The sequence below is a fragment of the Mixta calida genome (genome assembly GCF_002953215.1).
Taxonomy (GTDB): domain Bacteria; phylum Pseudomonadota; class Gammaproteobacteria; order Enterobacterales; family Enterobacteriaceae; genus Mixta; species Mixta calida.
In genome coordinates this window covers 2,375,930-2,395,028 of record NZ_CP026378.1, presented here as the reverse complement: position 1 = coordinate 2,395,028, position 19,099 = coordinate 2,375,930, and the positions used below count along the sequence as shown (strand labels likewise).

21 protein-coding genes are annotated in these 19,099 nt (G+C 56.6%); 10 read left to right on the top strand and 11 right to left on the bottom strand.

Features of this window, described 5'->3' with window-relative positions; all coding sequences use genetic code 11:
• The first annotated feature begins 483 nt into the window (after positions 1–483).
• From C2E16_RS11280 to oppF, 6 genes are all read left to right on the top strand, one after another.
• The gene (locus C2E16_RS11280) at positions 484–2,112 is read left to right on the top strand and encodes an ABC transporter substrate-binding protein (RefSeq protein ID WP_038625866.1); all 1,629 of its coding nucleotides are present in this window, start codon (positions 484–486) and stop codon (positions 2,110–2,112) included.
• A 159-nt stretch (positions 2,113–2,271) separates the two neighbouring features.
• Complete coding sequence (gene oppA / locus C2E16_RS11275) at positions 2,272–3,912, top strand: oligopeptide ABC transporter substrate-binding protein OppA (RefSeq protein ID WP_084970562.1); 1,641 nt, start codon at positions 2,272–2,274, stop codon at positions 3,910–3,912.
• 88 nt (positions 3,913–4,000) lie between these two features.
• Positions 4,001–4,921, top strand: a complete 921-nt coding sequence (oppB, locus tag C2E16_RS11270; RefSeq protein WP_038625870.1) for an oligopeptide ABC transporter permease OppB — start codon at positions 4,001–4,003, stop codon at positions 4,919–4,921.
• Positions 4,922–4,935: 14 nt separating this feature from the next.
• Positions 4,936–5,844: an oligopeptide ABC transporter permease OppC gene (gene oppC / locus C2E16_RS11265; RefSeq protein ID WP_038625872.1), complete on the top strand. Its 909-nt coding sequence runs from the start codon at positions 4,936–4,938 to the stop codon at positions 5,842–5,844.
• A gap of 11 nt (positions 5,845–5,855) precedes the next feature.
• On the top strand, positions 5,856–6,869 hold the full coding sequence (oppD, locus tag C2E16_RS11260) for an ABC transporter ATP-binding protein (protein ID WP_038625874.1): 1,014 nt from the start codon (positions 5,856–5,858) through the stop codon (positions 6,867–6,869).
• Positions 6,866–7,867 carry a murein tripeptide/oligopeptide ABC transporter ATP binding protein OppF gene (gene oppF / locus C2E16_RS11255; protein ID WP_038625876.1) on the top strand — a complete coding sequence of 334 codons (1,002 nt, stop codon included), beginning with the start codon at positions 6,866–6,868 and terminating at the stop codon, positions 7,865–7,867. Before oppD ends, oppF begins: the two co-directional genes overlap by 4 nt.
• Positions 7,868–7,922: 55 nt before the next feature.
• Here the strand turns inward: oppF and C2E16_RS11250 are convergent, their stop codons facing one another.
• Both C2E16_RS11250 and cls read right to left on the bottom strand, forming a co-directional pair.
• Positions 7,923–8,246 carry an HI1450 family dsDNA-mimic protein gene (locus C2E16_RS11250; protein WP_038625878.1) on the bottom strand — a complete coding sequence of 108 codons (324 nt, stop codon included), beginning with the start codon at positions 8,244–8,246 and terminating at the stop codon, positions 7,923–7,925.
• A gap of 46 nt (positions 8,247–8,292) precedes the next feature.
• The gene (gene cls / locus C2E16_RS11245; protein WP_038625879.1) at positions 8,293–9,753 is read right to left on the bottom strand and encodes a cardiolipin synthase; all 1,461 of its coding nucleotides are present in this window, start codon (positions 9,751–9,753) and stop codon (positions 8,293–8,295) included.
• Positions 9,754–9,907: 154 nt separating this feature from the next.
• On the opposite strand from cls, the gene C2E16_RS20560 reads away from it, so the two are divergent.
• Positions 9,908–10,081 (top strand): YciY family protein, encoded by a 174-nt coding sequence (locus C2E16_RS20560; protein WP_133052071.1) that lies wholly within the window; start codon positions 9,908–9,910, stop codon positions 10,079–10,081.
• A gap of 88 nt (positions 10,082–10,169) precedes the next feature.
• Complete coding sequence (locus C2E16_RS11240) at positions 10,170–10,526, top strand: hypothetical protein (RefSeq protein WP_038625881.1); 357 nt, start codon at positions 10,170–10,172, stop codon at positions 10,524–10,526.
• A gap of 155 nt (positions 10,527–10,681) precedes the next feature.
• On the opposite strand, the gene C2E16_RS11235 is transcribed toward C2E16_RS11240, so the two are convergent.
• The gene (locus tag C2E16_RS11235) at positions 10,682–10,978 is read right to left on the bottom strand and encodes a YciI family protein (protein WP_038625883.1); all 297 of its coding nucleotides are present in this window, start codon (positions 10,976–10,978) and stop codon (positions 10,682–10,684) included.
• 208 nt (positions 10,979–11,186) lie between these two features.
• Between C2E16_RS11235 and tonB the strand changes: the two genes are divergently transcribed.
• On the top strand, positions 11,187–11,921 hold the full coding sequence (gene tonB, locus C2E16_RS11230) for a TonB system transport protein TonB (RefSeq protein WP_038625885.1): 735 nt from the start codon (positions 11,187–11,189) through the stop codon (positions 11,919–11,921).
• 87 nt (positions 11,922–12,008) lie between these two features.
• Here the strand turns inward: tonB and yciA are convergent, their stop codons facing one another.
• The 4 genes from yciA to C2E16_RS11210 form a co-directional block, all read right to left on the bottom strand.
• On the bottom strand, positions 12,009–12,428 hold the full coding sequence (gene yciA, locus C2E16_RS11225; protein ID WP_038625887.1) for an acyl-CoA thioester hydrolase YciA: 420 nt from the start codon (positions 12,426–12,428) through the stop codon (positions 12,009–12,011).
• 56 nt (positions 12,429–12,484) lie between these two features.
• Positions 12,485–13,021, bottom strand: a complete 537-nt coding sequence (locus C2E16_RS11220) for a septation protein A (RefSeq protein WP_038625889.1) — start codon at positions 13,019–13,021, stop codon at positions 12,485–12,487.
• A 64-nt stretch (positions 13,022–13,085) separates the two neighbouring features.
• Complete coding sequence (locus C2E16_RS11215; RefSeq protein ID WP_038625891.1) at positions 13,086–13,823, bottom strand: YciC family protein; 738 nt, start codon at positions 13,821–13,823, stop codon at positions 13,086–13,088.
• Positions 13,824–13,848: 25 nt separating this feature from the next.
• Positions 13,849–14,268: a YkgJ family cysteine cluster protein gene (locus C2E16_RS11210; protein WP_084970563.1), complete on the bottom strand. Its 420-nt coding sequence runs from the start codon at positions 14,266–14,268 to the stop codon at positions 13,849–13,851.
• A 279-nt stretch (positions 14,269–14,547) separates the two neighbouring features.
• Between C2E16_RS11210 and ompW the strand changes: the two genes are divergently transcribed.
• Entirely contained in the window at positions 14,548–15,180 is a 633-nt protein-coding gene (gene ompW, locus C2E16_RS11205; RefSeq protein WP_038625895.1) for an outer membrane protein OmpW, read from the top strand.
• A 60-nt stretch (positions 15,181–15,240) separates the two neighbouring features.
• Here ompW and C2E16_RS11200 read toward each other — a convergent pair whose 3' ends face one another.
• From C2E16_RS11200 to trpCF, 4 genes are all read right to left on the bottom strand, one after another.
• The gene (locus C2E16_RS11200) at positions 15,241–15,555 is read right to left on the bottom strand and encodes a BON domain-containing protein (RefSeq protein ID WP_038625897.1); all 315 of its coding nucleotides are present in this window, start codon (positions 15,553–15,555) and stop codon (positions 15,241–15,243) included.
• A gap of 143 nt (positions 15,556–15,698) precedes the next feature.
• A complete protein-coding gene (trpA, locus tag C2E16_RS11195) occupies positions 15,699–16,502 on the bottom strand; it encodes a tryptophan synthase subunit alpha (RefSeq protein ID WP_038625899.1) in 804 nt (267 codons plus the stop codon).
• On the bottom strand, positions 16,502–17,692 hold the full coding sequence (gene trpB / locus C2E16_RS11190; protein WP_038625900.1) for a tryptophan synthase subunit beta: 1,191 nt from the start codon (positions 17,690–17,692) through the stop codon (positions 16,502–16,504). The genes trpA and trpB overlap by 1 nt, the downstream gene beginning before the upstream one ends.
• Before the next feature lie 44 nt (positions 17,693–17,736).
• The gene (gene trpCF, locus C2E16_RS11185) at positions 17,737–19,098 is read right to left on the bottom strand and encodes a bifunctional indole-3-glycerol-phosphate synthase TrpC/phosphoribosylanthranilate isomerase TrpF (RefSeq protein ID WP_038625901.1); all 1,362 of its coding nucleotides are present in this window, start codon (positions 19,096–19,098) and stop codon (positions 17,737–17,739) included.
• Position 19,099 lies beyond the last annotated feature (1 nt).

Here is a 19,099-nt window from a genome sequence, read left to right as displayed (position 1 = left end):
ATTCCGCTTAATGACAGCTGACGGTTATTAGCTTTGCTGCTCAAGATACGGCTATTAATCTTTTCGTGCGAAAAAATGTGACTATTTTCACATCATCTCATGCGCTATTTTTTTCATTTATAAGGCGTTTATCAGGGGGTTCGCGCCGCCCGCCAGGTAAAAAAACTGGGTTAATCCTTCGTTATGAGTTTTTGAGCGTTTTGTAAGCATATGGTTTACAAAACCGCTGCCCCTGTACTGAATCATTGTTATTTTTCTTTTTAAATCATCGGTTTTAGGAATAATTTTCCGGGAAAAATAACGCTTTCAGCTTCTGAATGAACATGATAAAAGAGAAACAGCTAACATTTTTCATATTTGTGTTTGGCGCAAAAAAAAGACATCTGTTAATTTCCGGTAAAAGATTTTTTTCCGAGCCCGGTAAAGTGAGAACGGATTTTGCTTAACAGCCTGCACGGTGACGCTCCAAGAGCAAAGGTATTAATGACAACAGTTAAGCTTAAGCGCTGTGGCAGTCTGGCAACGGCGATCGTTTTTGCTTCGTTATGCAATGCGCAGGCAGCCAGCATACCGCCGGGTACGCAGCTGGCGCAGGATCAATCGATTACCATTAATAATGGAACCGAGGTCGCCTCGCTCGATCCGCATAAAACCGAAGGGGTACCGGAAAGTGACGTTATTACCAATTTGCTGGAAGGGCTGATAACGACCGATAGCGCAGGGCAACTGGTGCCAGGCGTGGCTCAGTCGTGGGATCGGCAGCAGAACGTCTGGACTTTTACTCTGCGTCCTGAGGCTCGCTGGAGCAATGGCGAGCCGGTGACGGCGCAGGATTTTGTCTACAGCTGGCAGCGGCTTGCCGATCCGAAAACAGCATCCCCTTACGCCAGCTATCTGCAATATGCGCATATCGCCAACGTGGATGAGGTTATTGCCGGACGTTTGCCGCCTGCGGCGTTAGGCGTAAAGGCGCTGGATGCCCGCCGTTTCCAGGTGACGCTCAGCCAGCCGGTACCTTGGTTTACCGCCATGCTGGCCCATACCGCGCTGAAGCCGGTTTATCGTCCGACGATAGAGCAGTGGGGCGATAAATGGACGCGGCCGGAGCATTACGTCGGCAACGGCGCCTTTACCCTGAACAACTGGGTAGTGAATGAGAAGATCACGCTGAAGCGCAACCCGCAATACTGGGATAATGCGCATACGGTTATTGAAACGGTAACTTTCTTGCCCATCAGCTCGGAAACCAGCGACATCAATCGCTACCGCAGCGGCGGCGTCGATATTACCAACAGCGCTATTCCGCCAGAGCTGTTTCCGATGCTGAAGAAAGATCTGGGATCTCAGGTGCGCGTCAGCCCCTATCTCTGCACCTTCTATTACGAGCTGAATAACCAGCGCGCGCCGTTTAACGATGCGCGCGTGCGCGCCGCGGTAAAGCTCACGCTCGATCGCCAGATCATTGCGGAGAAAGTGATGGGGCAGGGACAGATCCCCGCCTTCAGCCTCACGCCTCCCTATATCGACGGCGTCCATTTCAGCGCTCCGGCCTGGTTTCGGCTGACGCAGGCGGAACGCAACGCGCAGGCGAAGCAGCTACTGGCGCAGGCGAGCTACGGCGAACAAAAGCCGCTCTCCTTTACGCTGCTCTATAACACCTCCGATCAGAATAAAAAGCAGGCGATCGCCGCCGCGTCGATGTGGAAAAAGAACCTTGGCGCTAACGTCACGCTGCAAAATCAGGAATGGAAAACCATGCTGAATACCCGGCATGAAGGCAATTACGACGTCGCGCGCGCTACCTGGTGTGCCGACTATAACGAGCCATCTACCTTCCTCAATATGATGCTCAGCGACGCTTCCACCAATACGGGTTTTTATCGCAGCCCGGCGTTTGATGCGTTGATCGCCCAGTCCCTTAACGCCGCCGACGCGAAGCAGCGCGCAGCGCTTTACCAGCAGGCGGAGGCGCAGCTGGATAAGGATTCAGCGCTGGTGCCGGTCTATTACCGCGTTAGCGTGCGGCTGGTCAAACCCTGGGTCGGCGGTTATACCGGCCATGATCCGCAGGACCGGCAGGACATTAAGCACTACTACATTATCAAACATTAACTTACCGCCCGGCGCAGACCGGGCGCCAGAAGATGACAGCTCTGAAACAGGGAGCAGACCCTGTCCGGCTTCAGGTTCCGAAGACCGCGACAGGTTGCCCGTACAGCGGGGGAAGCCACAGGCAGACGCCGTGGTTATTATAAAAAAACTGGAGTAAACATGACCAACATCACAAAGAAAAGCCTGGCTGCACTGGGCATTATGGCCGCGCTGAGCGCGATGACCGCAACGCATGCGCTGGCGGCTAACGTGCCGGCGGGCGTGCAGCTGGCGGACAAACAGGAGCTGACCCGAGGAAACGGCGCGGAGCTGCAGTCGCTCGACCCGCATAAAGTGGAAGGGGTGCCTGAAGCGTACGTCAGTCGCGACCTCTATGAAGGCCTGGTGATCAACGACGCCGACGGCAAAATTCAGCCGGGCGTGGCGGAAAGCTGGGAAAGCAAAGAGGGCGGCAAGATGTGGATTTTCCACCTGCGTAAAGATGCGAAATGGTCAAACGGCGAGCCGGTAACGGCGCAGGATTTCGTTTACAGCTGGCAGCGCCTGGCTAATCCGAAAACCGCATCGCCTTACGCCAGCTATTTGCAGTACGGCCATTTGCTGAATGTGGATGATATTATTGCCGGTAAAAAAGCGCCGGATACGCTGGGCGTGAAGGCGACCGACGATCATACGCTGGAAGTCACCCTGAGCGAAGCGGTGCCCTATTTTATTAAGTTAGCGATTCACCACTCCATGTCCCCGGTTTACCGCCCGGTCGTGGAAAAATTCGGCGATAAGTGGACGCAGCCGGAAAACTTTGTCGGCAACGGCGCCTTTAAGGTGAAAGAGTGGGTGATCAACGAGCGTCTGGTGCTGGAGCGTAATCCGAAATACTGGGACAACGCGCACACCGTGTTGAATAAAGTGACTTTCCTGCCGATCTCGTCAGAAGTAACGGATACCAACCGCTATCGAAGCGGCGGCAGCGACATGACCTATAACTACCTGCCGATTGAGCTTTATCAGAAACTGAAAAAAGAGATCCCGCAGGAGATCCACGCCGACCCGTATCTCTGCACCTACTATTACGAAATCAATAACCAGAAGCCGCCGTTTAACGATGTACGCGTGCGCACCGCGCTGAAGCTGGGCATCGACCGCGATATTATTGTCAATAAAGTGAAGGCGCAGGGCGAAGATCCCGCGTGGAGCTACACGCCGCCGTTTACCGAAGGTTTGACGTTGGAAAAACCGGAATGGATCACCTGGACGCAGCAGCAGCGCAACGAAGAAGCGAAAAAGCTGCTGACGGAAGCGGGTTACGGCCCGGACAAGCCGCTGTCGTTCAGTCTGCTTTACAACACCTCCGACCTGCATAAAAAGCTGGCGATCGCCGCCGCCTCCATCTGGAAAAAGAACCTGGGCGTCGACGTGAAGCTGCAAAATCAGGAGTGGAAGACCTTCCTCGACACGCGTCATCAGGGCAATTTCGATGTGGCGCGCGCCGCCTGGTGTGCCGACTATAACGAACCGACCAGCTTCCTGAACACCATGCTTTCCGACAGCAGCAACAACACCTCGCACTATAAGAGCGAGCAGTTCGATAAGCTGCTGGCCCAGGCGCTGAGCGCGAAGGACGACGTGACGCGCAATAAGCTGTATGGCGAGGCGGAGAAGCAGCTGGATAAAGATTCGGTTATTGTGCCGATCTACTACTACAAAAACCTGCGTCTGGTGAAACCTTACGTCGGCGGTTATACCGGTAAAGATCCGCTGGACAATTCACACGATAAAGATCTCTATATCATCAAACATTAATGCAGGATTCCGGGCGGCGTAATGTCGCCCTTTGTCAGCAAAATGGCTTCGGTCTTCGGGCTGAAGCCAATGTTATTGGGTACGGGCAATGTTAAAGTTCATTCTGCGTCGCTTTCTTGAAGCCATCCCGACGCTCTTTATTCTGGTCACCATCTCTTTCTTTATGATGCGCCTCGCGCCCGGCAGTCCATTTACCGGGGAGCGCGCCTTAACGCCGGAAGTGATGGCCAATATCGAAGCGAAATATCATTTAAACGATCCGATGTGGAAACAATACGTCGATTATCTCGTCCAGCTGGCGCACGGCGATTTCGGCCCCTCGTTTAAATATAAGGATTATACCGTTAACGATCTGGTCGCCGGTTCATTCCCGGTGTCGGCGAAACTGGGCGCGGCCGCCTTTATTTTCGCTGTGGTGCTGGGCGTGACGGCGGGCGTTATCGCGGCCTTAAAGCAAAACAGCAAATGGGACTATGCGGTCATGAGCGTGGCGATGACCGGCGTGGTGATTCCCAGCTTTGTGGTGGCGCCGCTGCTGGTATTAATTTTCTCTATTACGTTGAAATGGCTGCCCGGCGGCGGCTGGAACGGTGGGGCGCTGAAATTTATGATTCTGCCGATGGTGGCGCTGTCGCTCGCCTATATCGCCAGCATCGCGCGTATTACGCGCGGCTCGATGATTGAGGTGATGCACTCCAACTTTATCCGCACCGCGCGTGCGAAAGGATTGCCGATGCGCCGCATCGTGCTGCGTCATGCGTTAAAGCCTGCGCTGCTGCCGGTGCTTTCTTATCTCGGTCCCGCTTTTGTCGGCATTATTACCGGCTCGATGGTTATCGAGACCATTTACGGACTGCCCGGCATTGGCCAGCTGTTCGTCAACGGCGCGCTTAACCGCGACTATTCGCTGGTGCTGAGCCTGACAATCCTGGTCGGCACGCTGACCATTTTATTTAACGCCATCGTTGACGTGCTCTATGCCGTTATCGATCCGAAGATTCGTTATTAATACCGGGGCTCGCCATGTTATTGAGTAAGAAAAATAGCGAAGCTCTTGATACGTTCAGTGAAAAGCTGGAAGTGGAAGGGCGCAGTTTATGGCAGGACGCACGCCGTCGTTTTATACATAACCGCGCAGCGTTGGTCAGCCTGTTTATTCTGCTGCTAATCGCGCTGTTCGTGATCGTTGCGCCCTGGATGTCGCCTTTCGCCTACGACGATACCGACTGGGCGATGATGTCCGCCGCGCCGGATATGGCCTCCGGCCACTATTTCGGCACCGACTCATCAGGCCGCGATCTGCTGGTGCGCGTGGCGATCGGCGGGCGTATCTCGCTGATGGTCGGCATCGCCGCCGCGCTGGTGGCGGTAGTGGTGGGTACGCTGTACGGCACGCTGGCAGGCTATCTGGGCGGCAAAACCGACTCGGTGATGATGCGTCTGCTGGAGATCCTCAACTCCTTTCCGTTTATGTTCTTCGTTATCCTGCTGGTGACCTTTTTTGGTCAAAATATCCTGCTGATCTTTATCGCCATCGGCATGGTATCGTGGCTGGATATGGCGCGTATCGTGCGTGGCCAGACGCTGAGCCTGAAGCGTAAAGAGTATATCGAGGCGGCGCAGGTCGGCGGCGTCTCCACGCTGAATATCGTGCTGCGGCATATCGTGCCGAACGTGCTGGGCGTAGTGGTGGTTTACGCCTCGCTGCTGGTGCCGGGAATGATTCTGTTTGAATCTTTCCTCAGCTTCCTCGGTCTCGGCACCCAGGAGCCGCTCAGCAGTTGGGGCGCATTACTCAGCGACGGCGCCAACTCAATGGAGGTTTCGCCCTGGCTGCTGCTCTGGCCGGCTGGCTTCCTGGTTGTGACCCTGTTCTGTTTCAACTTTATCGGCGACGGCCTGCGTGATGCCCTCGACCCGAAAGATCGTTAAGGAGTTTCCCGATGAGTACGATTGAAGTTCAGCCAGCGATGGCGAAAAGCGCGGGAAGCGACTTACTGCTCGACGTAAAGGATCTGCGCGTAACCTTCTCCACGCCGGATGGCGCTGTGACGGCGGTCAACAACCTTAACTTCAGCCTGCGCGCGGGCGAGACGCTGGGCATTGTCGGCGAGTCCGGCTCCGGCAAATCACAAACCGCGTTCGCGCTGATGGGCTTGCTCGCCAGCAACGGACACATTGAAGGATCGGCGCGCTTCAACGGCCGCGAAATCCTCAACCTGCCGGAAAAGCAGCTCAATCAGCTGCGCGCCGAACAGGTGGCGATGATTTTCCAGGACCCGATGACCTCGCTGAATCCCTATCTGCGCGTCGGCGATCAGCTGATAGAAGTATTACAGCTGCATAAGGGGATGAGCAAAGCGCAGGCGTTTGAAGAGGCGGTGCGCATGCTTGATGCGGTGAAAATGCCGGAAGCGCGCAAACGCATGAAAATGTACCCCCATGAATTTTCCGGCGGCATGCGCCAGCGCGTGATGATCGCCATGGCGCTGCTCTGCAGGCCGAAGCTGCTGATCGCCGATGAGCCGACCACTGCGCTCGACGTGACGGTGCAGGCGCAAATCATGACGTTGCTTAACGATCTGAAGCGCGAATTCAATACTGCCATTATTATGATCACTCACGATCTGGGTGTGGTGGCGGGGATCTGCGACAAGGTGCTGGTGATGTACGCCGGCCGCACCATGGAATATGGCAAAGCGCGCGATGTCTTTTATCATCCGGCGCATCCTTACTCGCTGGGGCTGCTTAGCGCGGTGCCGCGTCTTGATACCGATGGCGAGACGCTGATGACCATTCCGGGCAACCCGCCCAACCTGTTGCGTCTGCCGGGCGGCTGTCCGTTCCAGCCGCGCTGTCCTTATGCGATGGAAATCTGCGCCAACGCGCCGCCGCTGGAAGCCTTTGGCGAAGGCCGTCTGCGCGCCTGCTTTAAGCCGGTGGAGGAATTAGTATGAGCGCCGTAGCTGAGAAAAAAGTTCTGCTTGAAATCGCCGATCTGAAAGTGCATTTCGATATTAAAGACGGCAAGCAGTGGTTCTGGCAGCCGCCTAAGACTCTGAAAGCGGTTGATGGCGTCAGCCTGCGTCTGTATGAAGGGGAAACGCTTGGCGTGGTCGGCGAATCGGGCTGCGGCAAGTCGACGCTGGCGCGCGCTATTATCGGTCTGGTCAAGGCGACCGAAGGGCGCGTCGCCTGGCTGGGGCGTGATTTGCTCGGCCAGAGCGAGGCGGAATGGCGCCAGGCGCGCAGCGATATTCAGATGATTTTTCAGGATCCGCTGGCGTCGCTGAACCCGCGCATGACCATCGGCGATATTATTGCCGAGCCGCTGCGCACCTATCATCCCGCAATGCCGCGTCAGGAAGTAAAAGATCGCGTTAAGGCGATGATGATGAAGGTGGGGCTGCTGCCGAACCTGATTAACCGCTATCCGCATGAGTTCTCCGGCGGTCAGTGCCAGCGCATCGGCATCGCGCGCGCGCTGATTCTGGAGCCGAAGCTAATTATCTGCGATGAACCGGTCTCCGCGCTGGATGTTTCGATTCAGGCGCAGGTAGTGAATTTGCTGCAACAGCTGCAACGTGAGATGGGGCTGTCGCTGATTTTCATCGCGCACGATCTGGCGGTAGTGAAGCATATCTCCGATCGCGTGCTGGTGATGTATCTGGGTCATGCGGTCGAACTGGGCACCTATAGCGAGGTCTACAACAATCCGCAGCATCCCTATACCCGCGCGCTGATGTCCGCCGTGCCGATCCCCGATCCCGACCGCGAAAAGAATAAGCAAATTCAGCTGCTGGAAGGGGAGCTGCCATCGCCGATCAATCCGCCATCGGGCTGCGTGTTCCGTACCCGCTGCCCGATCGCCGGGCCGGAGTGCGCAAAAACGCGTCCGCTGCTGGAGGGCAGTTTCCGCCATGCGGTTTCCTGCCTGAAGGTCGATCCGCTGTAATCAGAAAAAAACGGCTGCCTGAGGCAGCCGTTTTACGGTTAGGACGCTGTCGGGCTTATTCGCGCCACAGGATATGGCACAGCTTATGATCTTTCTCACGGCAGAGCAGCACGCGCGCGAACACATCGGTTACCGGCTCGCCTTCCGCTTCGCCCAGCCCAATCACCACTTCCGAGAAAAAGTCCGGGTTCAGATCGAAATCGACATGTTCCTGCCAGTCTTCTGAGGGATCGAACAACTCGGCGCCGCCGCGCTCCTCAAACTGTAGATTAAACAGAATGATATCGGCCGGATCGAGATTGTCTCCCGCCAGCTCCAGAAAAATATCGTAAGCCTGTTCCAGCGTTTCATCTTCGGTAAGACGGTTATTTAAGTCCATAATCTGTCCTGTATGCCCGCAGGCGTAATAGCATTTTCCGCACGTTTTACAGCAACGGACTGAAGAAGTAAAACAGTCGTTCAACGATCCGCTGCCACCAGGCGCGGCGGGCCCAGCGTCTGGCATCGACCAGGCGGGAACGCGCGATATAGTCGTCCTGCACGTGTGCCAAATCACTGCCGAATCCGTCGTCGTCGATCACCAGAGTAATTTCAAAATTCAGCCACAGGCTGCGCATATCAAGGTTTACCGTGCCAATCAGGCTAAGCTGACCGTCGACCAGTACGCTTTTGGTATGCAGCAGGCCACCTTCGAACTGATAGATTTTCACGCCCGCTTCCAGCAGCTCGGTAAAAAATGCGCGGCTTGCCCAGCCCACCAGCAACGAATCATTATGTCGCGGCACGATAATGCTCACCTCCACGCCGCGCAGCGCGGCGGTGCAGATGGCGTGCAGCAGGTCGTCGCTGGGCACAAAGTAGGGGGTGGTCATGATCAGCTGCTCGCGCGCCGAATAAACGGCGGTCAGCAGGGCCTGATGGATCATATCCTCCGGGAAGCCGGGGCCGGAGGCGATCACCTGAATAATATGTCCGCTCTCCTGCTCGAACGGCATAATATTGGTGTCGGGCGGCGGCGGCAGAATACGTTTGCCGGTCTCTATCTCCCAGTCGCAGGAGTAGATAATGCCCATGGTGGTGGCGACCGGCCCCTCCATGCGCGCCATCAAATCGATCCACTGGCCGACGCCAGCGTCCTGCTTAAAGTAGCGCGGATCGACCAGGTTCATGCTGCCGGTATAGGCGATATAGTTATCAATCAACACCACTTTGCGATGCTGACGCAGATCCATACGGCGCAGGAAGACACGCAGCAGGCTGACCTGGAGCGCCTCTACCACGTCGATGCCGGCATTACGCATCATCGCCGGCCACTGGCTGCGGAAAAAGGTGACGCTGCCAGCGGAGTCCAGCATCAGGCGACAATGCACGCCGCGCCGCGCCGCCGCCATCAGCGATTCCGCTACCTCGTCAGCCAGGCCGCCCGGATGCCAGATATAGAACACCATCTCGATATTGTGACGCGCCAGCTGAATATCACGAATCAGCGCTTTCATCGTGTCATCGGTACTGGTAAGCAGCTGGAGCTGGTTGCCTTTTACGCCAGCGATCCCCTGACGGTTTTCGCACAGTTGAAACAACGAACGCGCCACATCGCTGTGTTCGGTGGCGAAAATCGAGCTGCAACTTTTTAAATCATTAAGCCACTTGGCGGTGGAAGGCCACATGGTGCGCGCGCGCTCGGCCCGTCGTTTCCCAAGGTAGAGTTCGCCGAAAGAGAGGTAGGCGACGATGCCGACCAACGGCAGGATGTAGATAATCAACAGCCACGCCATCGCCGAGGTGACCGCGCGGCGCTTCATCAGAATCCGTAGCGTTACGCCAGCGATCAGTAACCAGTATCCAAAAAATAACAGCCAGCTGATTAGCGTATAAAATGTGGTCATTAAGTGGAAATCCTGTTCGCGCTTTGATGCAGGAAGTGTACGTGGAGATCCTCCCCTGCGAAACCCTTTGTCGGCAACGGGCGGCAGAGAAGGATGTTGTCCGTTATAAAAGGATCTATAATGCGGCGCGTTGTTATGCAATCAGGTATGTATTATGAAGCGCAGCAAAAACGAAGTTGCTCGCTGGCGCATGTTGCGCCAGGCCCAACGCAAGCGGGCGCGCTGGCTGGAAGGGCAGTCGCGTCGCTACCGGCGTATTCACGCCTTCCGTCATCAGCTGGCGCAGCAGCAGCGCCGTTCAGTGTTATTCATCAATCAGTTTTGGTAAGCATTTTGTGTCGATCGCGGCAGGGCGCATCGCTACACCTGCACTGCCGCTTTATCAGATTAAGACAGCGCCACACAAGGTATGCGTGATGAACATGAAATTCATTCTGGCCGCCGTTGCCGCGTTGATGGCCTCAGCGCCGCTCATCTCTGCGGCCGACTCCCATTGCGGCCCGTTTCAGATTGGCGATATTCCTTCCCCGGCAGGATGGACGAAAATCAACGGCGTAAAACCGCTCAGCCAGAAGGTCACTTTTTTGCAGCAGAAGGGTGACTATAACAATGTACAGATGAAATGGATCGTGCCGGCCACGAAATTTCAGGGCAACTACAGCATGAAGTATGTGAATAAGGACGGCAGGGCGACGCTTGATGTTGACGTTGTGCGTACCAGTCAGCATCAGATCCGTATTCACGGCCTCTACGACTGTGAAAAAATGAATTAAGCCAGCCTGCATCGCACGATCTGCTCAGGCAACGACTTATAGTGGCTACGGCTCTGCTTTCTGACAGGGGCTTCGCAGGAGCAAAGCCAACGGAAAACAGGCCATTTGGCTGTTCTCCCGCTGGCCTGAATCCGCTTTATTTATTGTCGCGACAATCAAAATACGCGTTTAAACGGCTTCACGGCGACCTGCTTATAGACGCCAGCGGCGATATAGGGATCATCCTCAGCCCAGGACTGGGCCGCTTCCAGAGAAGGGAACTCCGCGATCACCGTCGAACCGGTAAAGCCAGCCGCGCCAGGGTCGTTGCTGTCAACGGCAGGCATCGGGCCTGCCACAATCAAACGGCCCTCATCTTGCAGCAGCTGCAGACGAGCAAGGTGAGCCGGACGCACAGCGTTACGCTTTTCCAGCGAATCGGCATTGTCTTCAGCATAAATGACATACAGCACGATAGTTACTCCTGTAGGGGGCGGGTCAATTTGGCAGTTACGTTAAGTTATCGTAAAGTTTTGTGCAAATGAAAAGATAATGCGTTGTTGACCTGTCGCAACGAACCCGCGTTTTACGCTTTTTTCTGCCGCCCGCCCTGGGTGAGTTGTTGAAACTGATTGCTATTTGCATTTAAAATTGGCGCTTCACTTAACTGACCGAAAAGTTATGACGACGCTGACGACTCCTTTACCCCGCCGCTTATCGATACCCGTGTTGCTTTCAGTGGCGCTGCACGGCAGCGTGATCGCCGCATTGCTGTATGCTTCGTTTCATCAGGTAATTGAAGCGCCGAAAACATCACAGCCCATCAGCGTTTCGCTGGTGGCGCCGGAAGTCCAGCCCGCGCCACAACCCGCGCCGCAGCCAGCGCCTGAACCGCAGCCTGAACCTGAACCGCAGCCGGCCCCTGAGCCGCCGAAGCCGGAGCCGGTGCCGATCCCTAAACCGCAGCCCAAGCCGAAGCCTAAACCGAAGCCGGTGAAGAAAGAGGTGGTGAAGCCGCGTAAAGAAGTGAAGCCGCAGACGGAGCCGCGTCACGCTTCGCCGTTTGAAAATGACGCGCCGAAAAGCGCCGCCACCCGGCCGGCCACCGCGCCGAAGGCCTCATCCGCGCCTTCGCAGTCAATCTCGACCGGGCCGCGCGCGTTGACCGTCAGCAAGCCCGCCTATCCGGCGCGCGCCTTTGCGCTGCGTATCGAGGGACGGGTGCGCGTGCAGTATGATGTCGACAGCGCCGGACGCGTGGACAATATTCGCATTCTCTCCGCCGAGCCGCGCAATATGTTTGAGCGCGACGTGAAACAGGCGATGAGAAAGTGGCGCTACGAGAGTGGTAAACCGGGCAGTAACCTGACGATGACCATCGTTTTCCGCATCAACGGCGGCTCCAGCCTCGAATAACGTCGCCGCCAACCGCTCATAGCAGCGCGGCCGCCGGTAAAGGCAGCCGCGCTGTTCTGTATCTGTGCCGCCGTTAACGCGCGGTTATTATTCCGGCGCCTGATAGTGGCTTTTATCGGCAGGCAAGGGTCGGGATTTACCTTGTTCATCCACCGCCACGTAAACGAAAATCGCTTCCGTCGTACAGTAGCGCTGGCCCAACGGCTCGGATGAAACTTTCTTAATCCACACTTCGACATTAATGGTCATCGAACTGCTGCCGGTACGAATACAGCGTGCATGGCAGCTTACCACGTCGCCCACCGCCACCGGCTTAAGAAATGTCATGCCATCGACGCGCACGGTGACGACGCGTCCTTCCGCGATTTCTTTAGCGAGAATCGCCCCGCCGATGTCCATTTGCGACATCAGCCAGCCGCCAAAAATATCTCCGTTGGCATTGGTATCTGCCGGCATCGCCAGCGTGCGTAACACCATTTCGCCTTGCGGCTTGCGATTATTATCCATTGCATGATCTTCTGTATGAACGGGAAAACCCGGCAGGCGCGCCGCCGGGGAAAGCGTTATTTCTGATCCTGCGGCATCAGACGATAAATATAAACGCCGCTCAGCAGCGTAAACAGCAGCGTCAGACCGGTCAGGCCGAACACCTTAAAGTTCACCCAAAATGCCTGAGGCATCCAGAAGGCGACATAGATGTTCGCCAGACCGCAGGCGAGGAAAAACAGCGCCCAGGCGATATTGAGTTTGCGCCAGGCGTGCTGCGGCAGCTGCAGCTCCTTGCCCAGCATGCTTTGAATCAGCGGTTTCTCCATAAAGAACTGGCTAAAAAGCAGGGCGACGGCGAACAGCGTATAGATCACCGTGACCTTCCATTTGATAAATTCATCATTATGAAAAACCAGCGTCAGGGTGCCGAAAACCGCCACCAGCACAAAGGTAAAGATGGTCATTTTCTCCAGCTTGCGGTAGAGCACCCAGCTGGCCACCAGCGCCAGGCCGGTGGCGGCAATCAGCGCGCCGGAGGCGATATAAATATCGTACAGCTTATAGAAAATAAAAAAGACCACCAGGGGAAGAAAGTCGAGTAGTTGCTTCATTGTGAATTCCAGATCGTGCCTGAGAAGAAAAACATAACGGCATACCGAAGTATGCCGTCAGGTCTTATCGTGCCAGCATATACAGGCGGAACAAGTAGATCACCAGTACCGCCGACACCAGGTTGCTTAGCGCATTGAGCAGAACCGAAGCGACGTTAGCGGGCAATACGGTAAAAGAAGAGGCCAACAGCAGGAGCAGCAGTTTAGCCAGCAGCCAGACGACTACCGCCGGCGCGATCAGTTTCAGATTCGCCCAGGCGAGACGGAAGCTGGCGCGCATCGCGGCGATCACGCCGGTCTTCTCGACCGCCAGCACCACCGGCGCCAGCGAGAGCAGGATGCCCAGCATCACGCCTGGGATCACCAGCACCATAAAGCCCAGCTGCACCAGCAGCGTCATCAGGAAGGTTAACAGCAGCAGACGCGGCAAGAGCGGGGCGGAAGCGCCGATTGCGCGCAGCGCGCTGATGCGCTGCCCAGCCGACACCAGCGGGATCAGGCAAAGCATTGCGCCGAGCAGCAGCGTGTTACCCACCAGCGATGCGAAGGTGCCAGCAGCGGAAGCGCGCAGCAGTACCTGCTGCTGTTCCGGCGTCATTGTCTGAATCACTTCAATCAACGAACTGGCGCCGCCGCTGTCGCCTTCGCTCAGTATGGAAAGCTGATCGGCGTCAGGGGTCAGCGCATGGCCAATCATCACCGTAATAAATGACGTCAGTAGCGCAATCAGCACAATGGTCGCCAGCTGATGGCGCAAAAAATTTCCCGTGTCACGGTATAGCGAGCCCGCCGTGATGGACATGTACACTCCTTTGATAATAACCGGATTACAGATCCGGCGATTGTACATGGTCTGGCGGCGAACTGGCACCCAGACTTACATAACTTTCCGTAATCGACGGCAGGGAAGAAGAAAACAGCGGCGGCAGACCATATTTCGCGCGCGCGCGGTCGCACGCCTCGTTCTCCACGCCGTTTTCGCCGGACATAGCGAACTCGCGGCAGGGCGTGGGACGCTGTTCATAGATGCCGCAGGAGACACATTCGCCGATCTCGCCCTGTAACGCAACGCAGCGCGGCGCGCGCGCGTTGGTGCCGCGCATATTGCGCATCAGCAGGTTTAGCGGCTCGGTCAGCCCGACGGGTACCTGGCCGCCGGCGTCATCGGCCTCGGCCCAGTAAAAGGAAACGCGAAAGTGGGCGCAGCAGGCGCCACAGGACACACAAGGATTAAAATTATCGCTCATTTGATCGCCCGCCCCTCCGAGGCATCGAACCAAAATCACACAGGAAGATCAGCAAAATAATCCGTTGGCGAATTTACTGCAATGGCTATTTCAAAAACGTGACGACCTTGTGTGAGCGCTGTGTTTTTTGATTCAAATCAATTGTCGGTTTGTTAATCAGGTTAACCAAATTGATCTGGATGATTTTTATGTTTTTTCGTTGTAAAAAGCCCTGGAACATTTGGGGTACCTCTAACCAGGTAGTGGGTAACCCCCCTTTTAATGACACAAGGAGCAGGTATGAAAAGGGCAGCATTGGCATTGGCATTTTTGACAGCCGTTCCGGCAATGGCCAGCGCGCATCAGGCGGGTGATTTTTTTATGCGTGCGGGCAGCGCTACCGTAAGGCCCACCGAAGGTTCAGACAATGTGCTGGGAATGGGATCGTTCGACGTTAACAACAATACGCAGCTGGGTCTGACGTTTACCTGGATGGCGACAGACAATATCGGCGTCGAGTTGCTGGCGGCCACGCCGTTTCGCCATAAGGTTGGGCTGGCCGCCACCGGTACGCTGGCGACCGTGCGCCAGCTGCCGCCGACGCTGATGGCGCAGTACTACTTTTTCGACAGCAACAGCAAGCTGCGTCCCTATGTTGGCGCCGGTATTAACTACACCACCTTTTACGATACCGACTTTAACCAGACGGGACGTGATGCGGGTCTGAGCGATCTCAGTGTAAAAGATTCCTGGGGATTAGCGGGTCAGGTAGGGCTGGATTACGAGCTGGATCAAAACTGGATGCTGAATATGTCGGTCTGGTATATGGATATCGATACCGAAGTTAAATTCAAAGCCAACGGTAAGCAGCAGAATATTGATACGCGTATCGATCCGTGGGTCTTTTTCTTCGGTCTGGGCTACCGTTTCTGAGGCTCAGACAGCCAGGCGGCAGGTTTTTCAGGCCGCAGCGTCGCGGCCTGAAAAGAGAAATTACTTAATCTGCATATTGTTAACGACCGATTTTACGCCCGGCACCCGGCGCGTCACTTCCACTGCGTGATTCGCCATCTGCGGTGAGGAGACGAAACCGCTCAGCTGCACCCGGCCTTTAAAGGTTTCCACGTTAATTTCACGCGCCTTCAGCGACTCGTCGCGCAGGAATTCCGCTTTGACTTTGGTGGTCACTACGGTGTCGTCAATATAGCCGCCGGTGCCTTCCTGTTTAGAGGTCGGCGCGCAGGCGCTCAGCATTACCGCGACTGCGACGGCCGCCACAGCGCCGCTAAAAAATTTCATCAATTTCATCTTGCTGCTCCCTGTCATGAAAAAAGCTGTTGCCGCTGCGATTAACGGCCAGCTAAGTGTGGTTGAGGATCGGCAAAAATACAAACCGCCGCAGAAAAAGATGTGTATAAAGAGTGCCTTACTGAACGTAAGGCACACGGTGATTAGCGGGTGGCCGCTTTCAGGCCGCTGACAAAGCGCTTCAGCTCGGCCAGCATAATTTCCGGCTCTGCGTGATGCTGTTCGATGATTTTAACAATGGCGGAACCGGAGATGGCCCCGTCAGCGCCAGCGGCGATCGCTTCTTTCACCTGCGCCGGTTCTGAAATGCCGAAGCCCTGTAACGTAGGCGCGGCGTTATATTCGCGTAGTTTATCCACCAGGTGCTTCAGTGGCAGACTGGCGCGCTTTTCCGCCCCGGTCACGCCCGCGCGCGACAGCAGATAGATATAGCCGCGACCCCAGGAGGCGATGGCGCGCAGCAGGTCGTCGTCGGCGTTGGGCGGACAGATGAAAATCGGCGCGACGTTATGGCGCATCGCCGCCTGACGGAACGGACCGGACTCCTCGACCGGCACGTCGGCCACCAGCACCGAATCGACGCCAGCCTGCTCGCAGCGGGCATAAAACGCATCCACGCCGTTTGTAAATACCAGGTTGGCGTACATCAGCAGGCCGATGGGCAGATCCGGGTATTTCTGACGAATGGTCGCCAGCATCTCAAAACAGTGCGCCGGGGTGGTGCCTGCGGCGAAGGCGCGCAGCGTGGCGTTCTGAATTGTCGGGCCGTCGGCCAGCGGATCGGAAAAGGGAATGCCCAGTTCCAGCGCATCGGCGCCCGCTTCCACCAGCGTATCGATAATCTGCAAGGAGAGCGCAGGCGTCGGATCCCCCAACGTGACGAAAGGAACAAACGCGCCTTCTTTGTTCGCCTGCAGACGTTTAAACAGCTGCTGATAACGTTCCATTAAATCTCTCCCTGCGCTTTCAGAATATCGTGAACGGTGAAAATATCTTTGTCGCCGCGCCCGGAAAGGTTCACGACCAGCAGCTGCTCTTTATCCGGGTTCTGCTTAATCATCTTCATGGCGTGCGCCAGCGCATGGGAAGATTCCAGCGCCGGAATAATGCCTTCCGCCCGGCAGAGCTGCTTAAAGGCGTCGAGCGCTTCGTTATCGGTAATCGAAACATAGTCGGCGCGGCCGATGCTGTTCAGATGGGCATGTTGCGGGCCTACCGACGGGAAATCGAGCCCGGCGGAGATAGAGTAGGATTCTTCGATCTGGCCGTCTTCGGTCTGCATCATCGGCGCCTTCATGCCGAAATAGATGCCCGTGCGGCCATGCTTCAGCGGCGCGCCGTGCTCGCCGGTTTCAATACCGTGACCCGCAGGCTCCACGCCAATCAGCGCGACATTTTTCTCATCGATAAAATCGGCGAACATGCCGATGGCGTTGGAGCCGCCGCCGACGCAGGCGATCACCGCGTCCGGCAGGCGTCCTTCCGCTTCCAGAACCTGCGCTTTGGTCTCTTCGCCGATCATGCGCTGGAACTCGCGCACGATAGTGGGGTAAGGATGCGGACCGGCGGCGGTGCCAAGCATATAGTGCGCGTTTTCATAGCTGCCGGACCAGTCGCGCAGCGCCTCGTTGCAGGCGTCCTTCAGCGTGGCGGAGCCGCTGTGCACCGGGATCACTTCCGCGCCCATCAGGCGCATGCGGAACACGTTAGGCGACTGGCGCTCGACATCTTTCGCGCCCATATAGATACGGCATTTCAGCCCCAGCAGCGCGCTGGCGAGGGCGGAGGCGACGCCATGCTGTCCTGCGCCGGTCTCGGCGATAATCTCCGTCTTGCCCATCCGTTTCGCCAGCAGCGCCTGGCCAAGCACCTGGTTGGTTTTATGTGCGCCGCCATGCAGCAGATCTTCGCGTTTCAGGTAAAGGCGCGTTTTCGTGCCCTCGGTCAGGTTGCGGCAAAGGGTCAATGCGGTTGGACGGCCGGCGTAGTTTTTCAGCAGGTCGAGAAACTGCGCCTGAAATTCCGCGTCGCGCTGGGCGCTGACGAAGGCTTCTTCCAGCTGGCGCAGCGCCGGCATCAGAATTTGCGGCACATACATGCCGCCAAATTCGCCGAAATAGGGGTTCAGTAATGTCATGTGCTTTTTCCTTTTAAGCGCCCGCCGCAGGCAGGCGTTGTCTGTCAGTAGGCGCGCAGCGTCTGAAACACGGCGGCGATCTTATTGGCATCCTTGACGCCCGGCGCGCTTTCCACGCCGGAATTAAAATCGAGCCCGGCGCAGCCCGCCTGAGCAGCGGTGACGCAGTTGTCGGCGCCCAGTCCGCCCGCCAGCAGTACATTGTTCAGCGTCTGGCCCGTCAGCAGTGACCAGTCGAAGGGCTGACCGGTACCGCCTGCGCCGTTGTCAAAGACATAGCGCGTAACGTGCTGCAGGTCGCGCGTCGGCAGGGCGCTTCCCACGCTCAACGCTTTCCAGATCGCCGTATTCTGCGGCAGCCGGGCGCGCAGGGCAGTGATGTAATCCTGATCTTCACGGCCATGCAGCTGTACCGCATACAGCGACAGTGCCTCCGCATAAGTGACAACGTCACTCAGGGACGCGTCGCGGAAAACGCCGACATAGCGTAGCGGCGTCGCCGCAGCGATGGGCTGGGCTTCAGCAAGCGTCAGCTGACGCGGCGAACCTTCGGCGAAAATCAGTCCGCCGTAGATCGCGCCTGCTTGCCAGGCTGCCTGCGCGTCTTCCGGTTTCGTCAGGCCGCACACTTTGTTCTCGCCGAGCAGCACGCGGCGCACTGCCAGATGCAGATCGTCTTCGCCCATCAGCGCCGAGCCGATCAGGAAACCGTTGGCGAAGTGACTTAGTTCGCGCACCTGTGCATAGCTGTTGATGCCCGATTCGCTGATCACCGTCACGCCGTGGCCGAGACGCGGCGCCAGCTGACGGGTGCGGTTCAGATCGACCGAGAGATCGCGCAGGTCGCGGTTATTGATGCCGACCACTTTCGCGCCCAGCGCCAGCGCGCGCTCCAGTTCCTCTTCGTTGCTGATTTCGGTCAGGACGCCCATCTCCAGGCTATGCGCCACGGCGGCCAGCTGGCGATACTGTTCATCATCCAGCACTGAGAGCATCAGCAAAATGGCGTCGGCCTGATAGTAGCGCGCCAGATAGATCTGCCACGGATCGATAATAAAATCTTTGCACAACACCGGCTGGGTAATCGCTGCGCTGACCAGCGGCAGGAAATCAAAGCTGCCCTGAAAATATTTTTCGTCGGTCAGTACCGACACCGCCGAGGCGTAATTTTTATAAACCTCCGCGATGGCGACCGGATCAAAATCTTCGCGAATGACCCCTTTGGAGGGCGAGGCTTTCTTGCACTCCAGGATAAAAGCGGTGCGCGCGCCCTGTAGCGCATCATAGAAACTGCGCGAAGAGGGCGTCAGCTGCTGTTGAAATGAGGAGAGCGGCTGCGTCTGCTTGCGTTTTTCGATCCACAGCGCTTTATCCCTGACGATATGATTCAGTACGGTTTCCTGCATT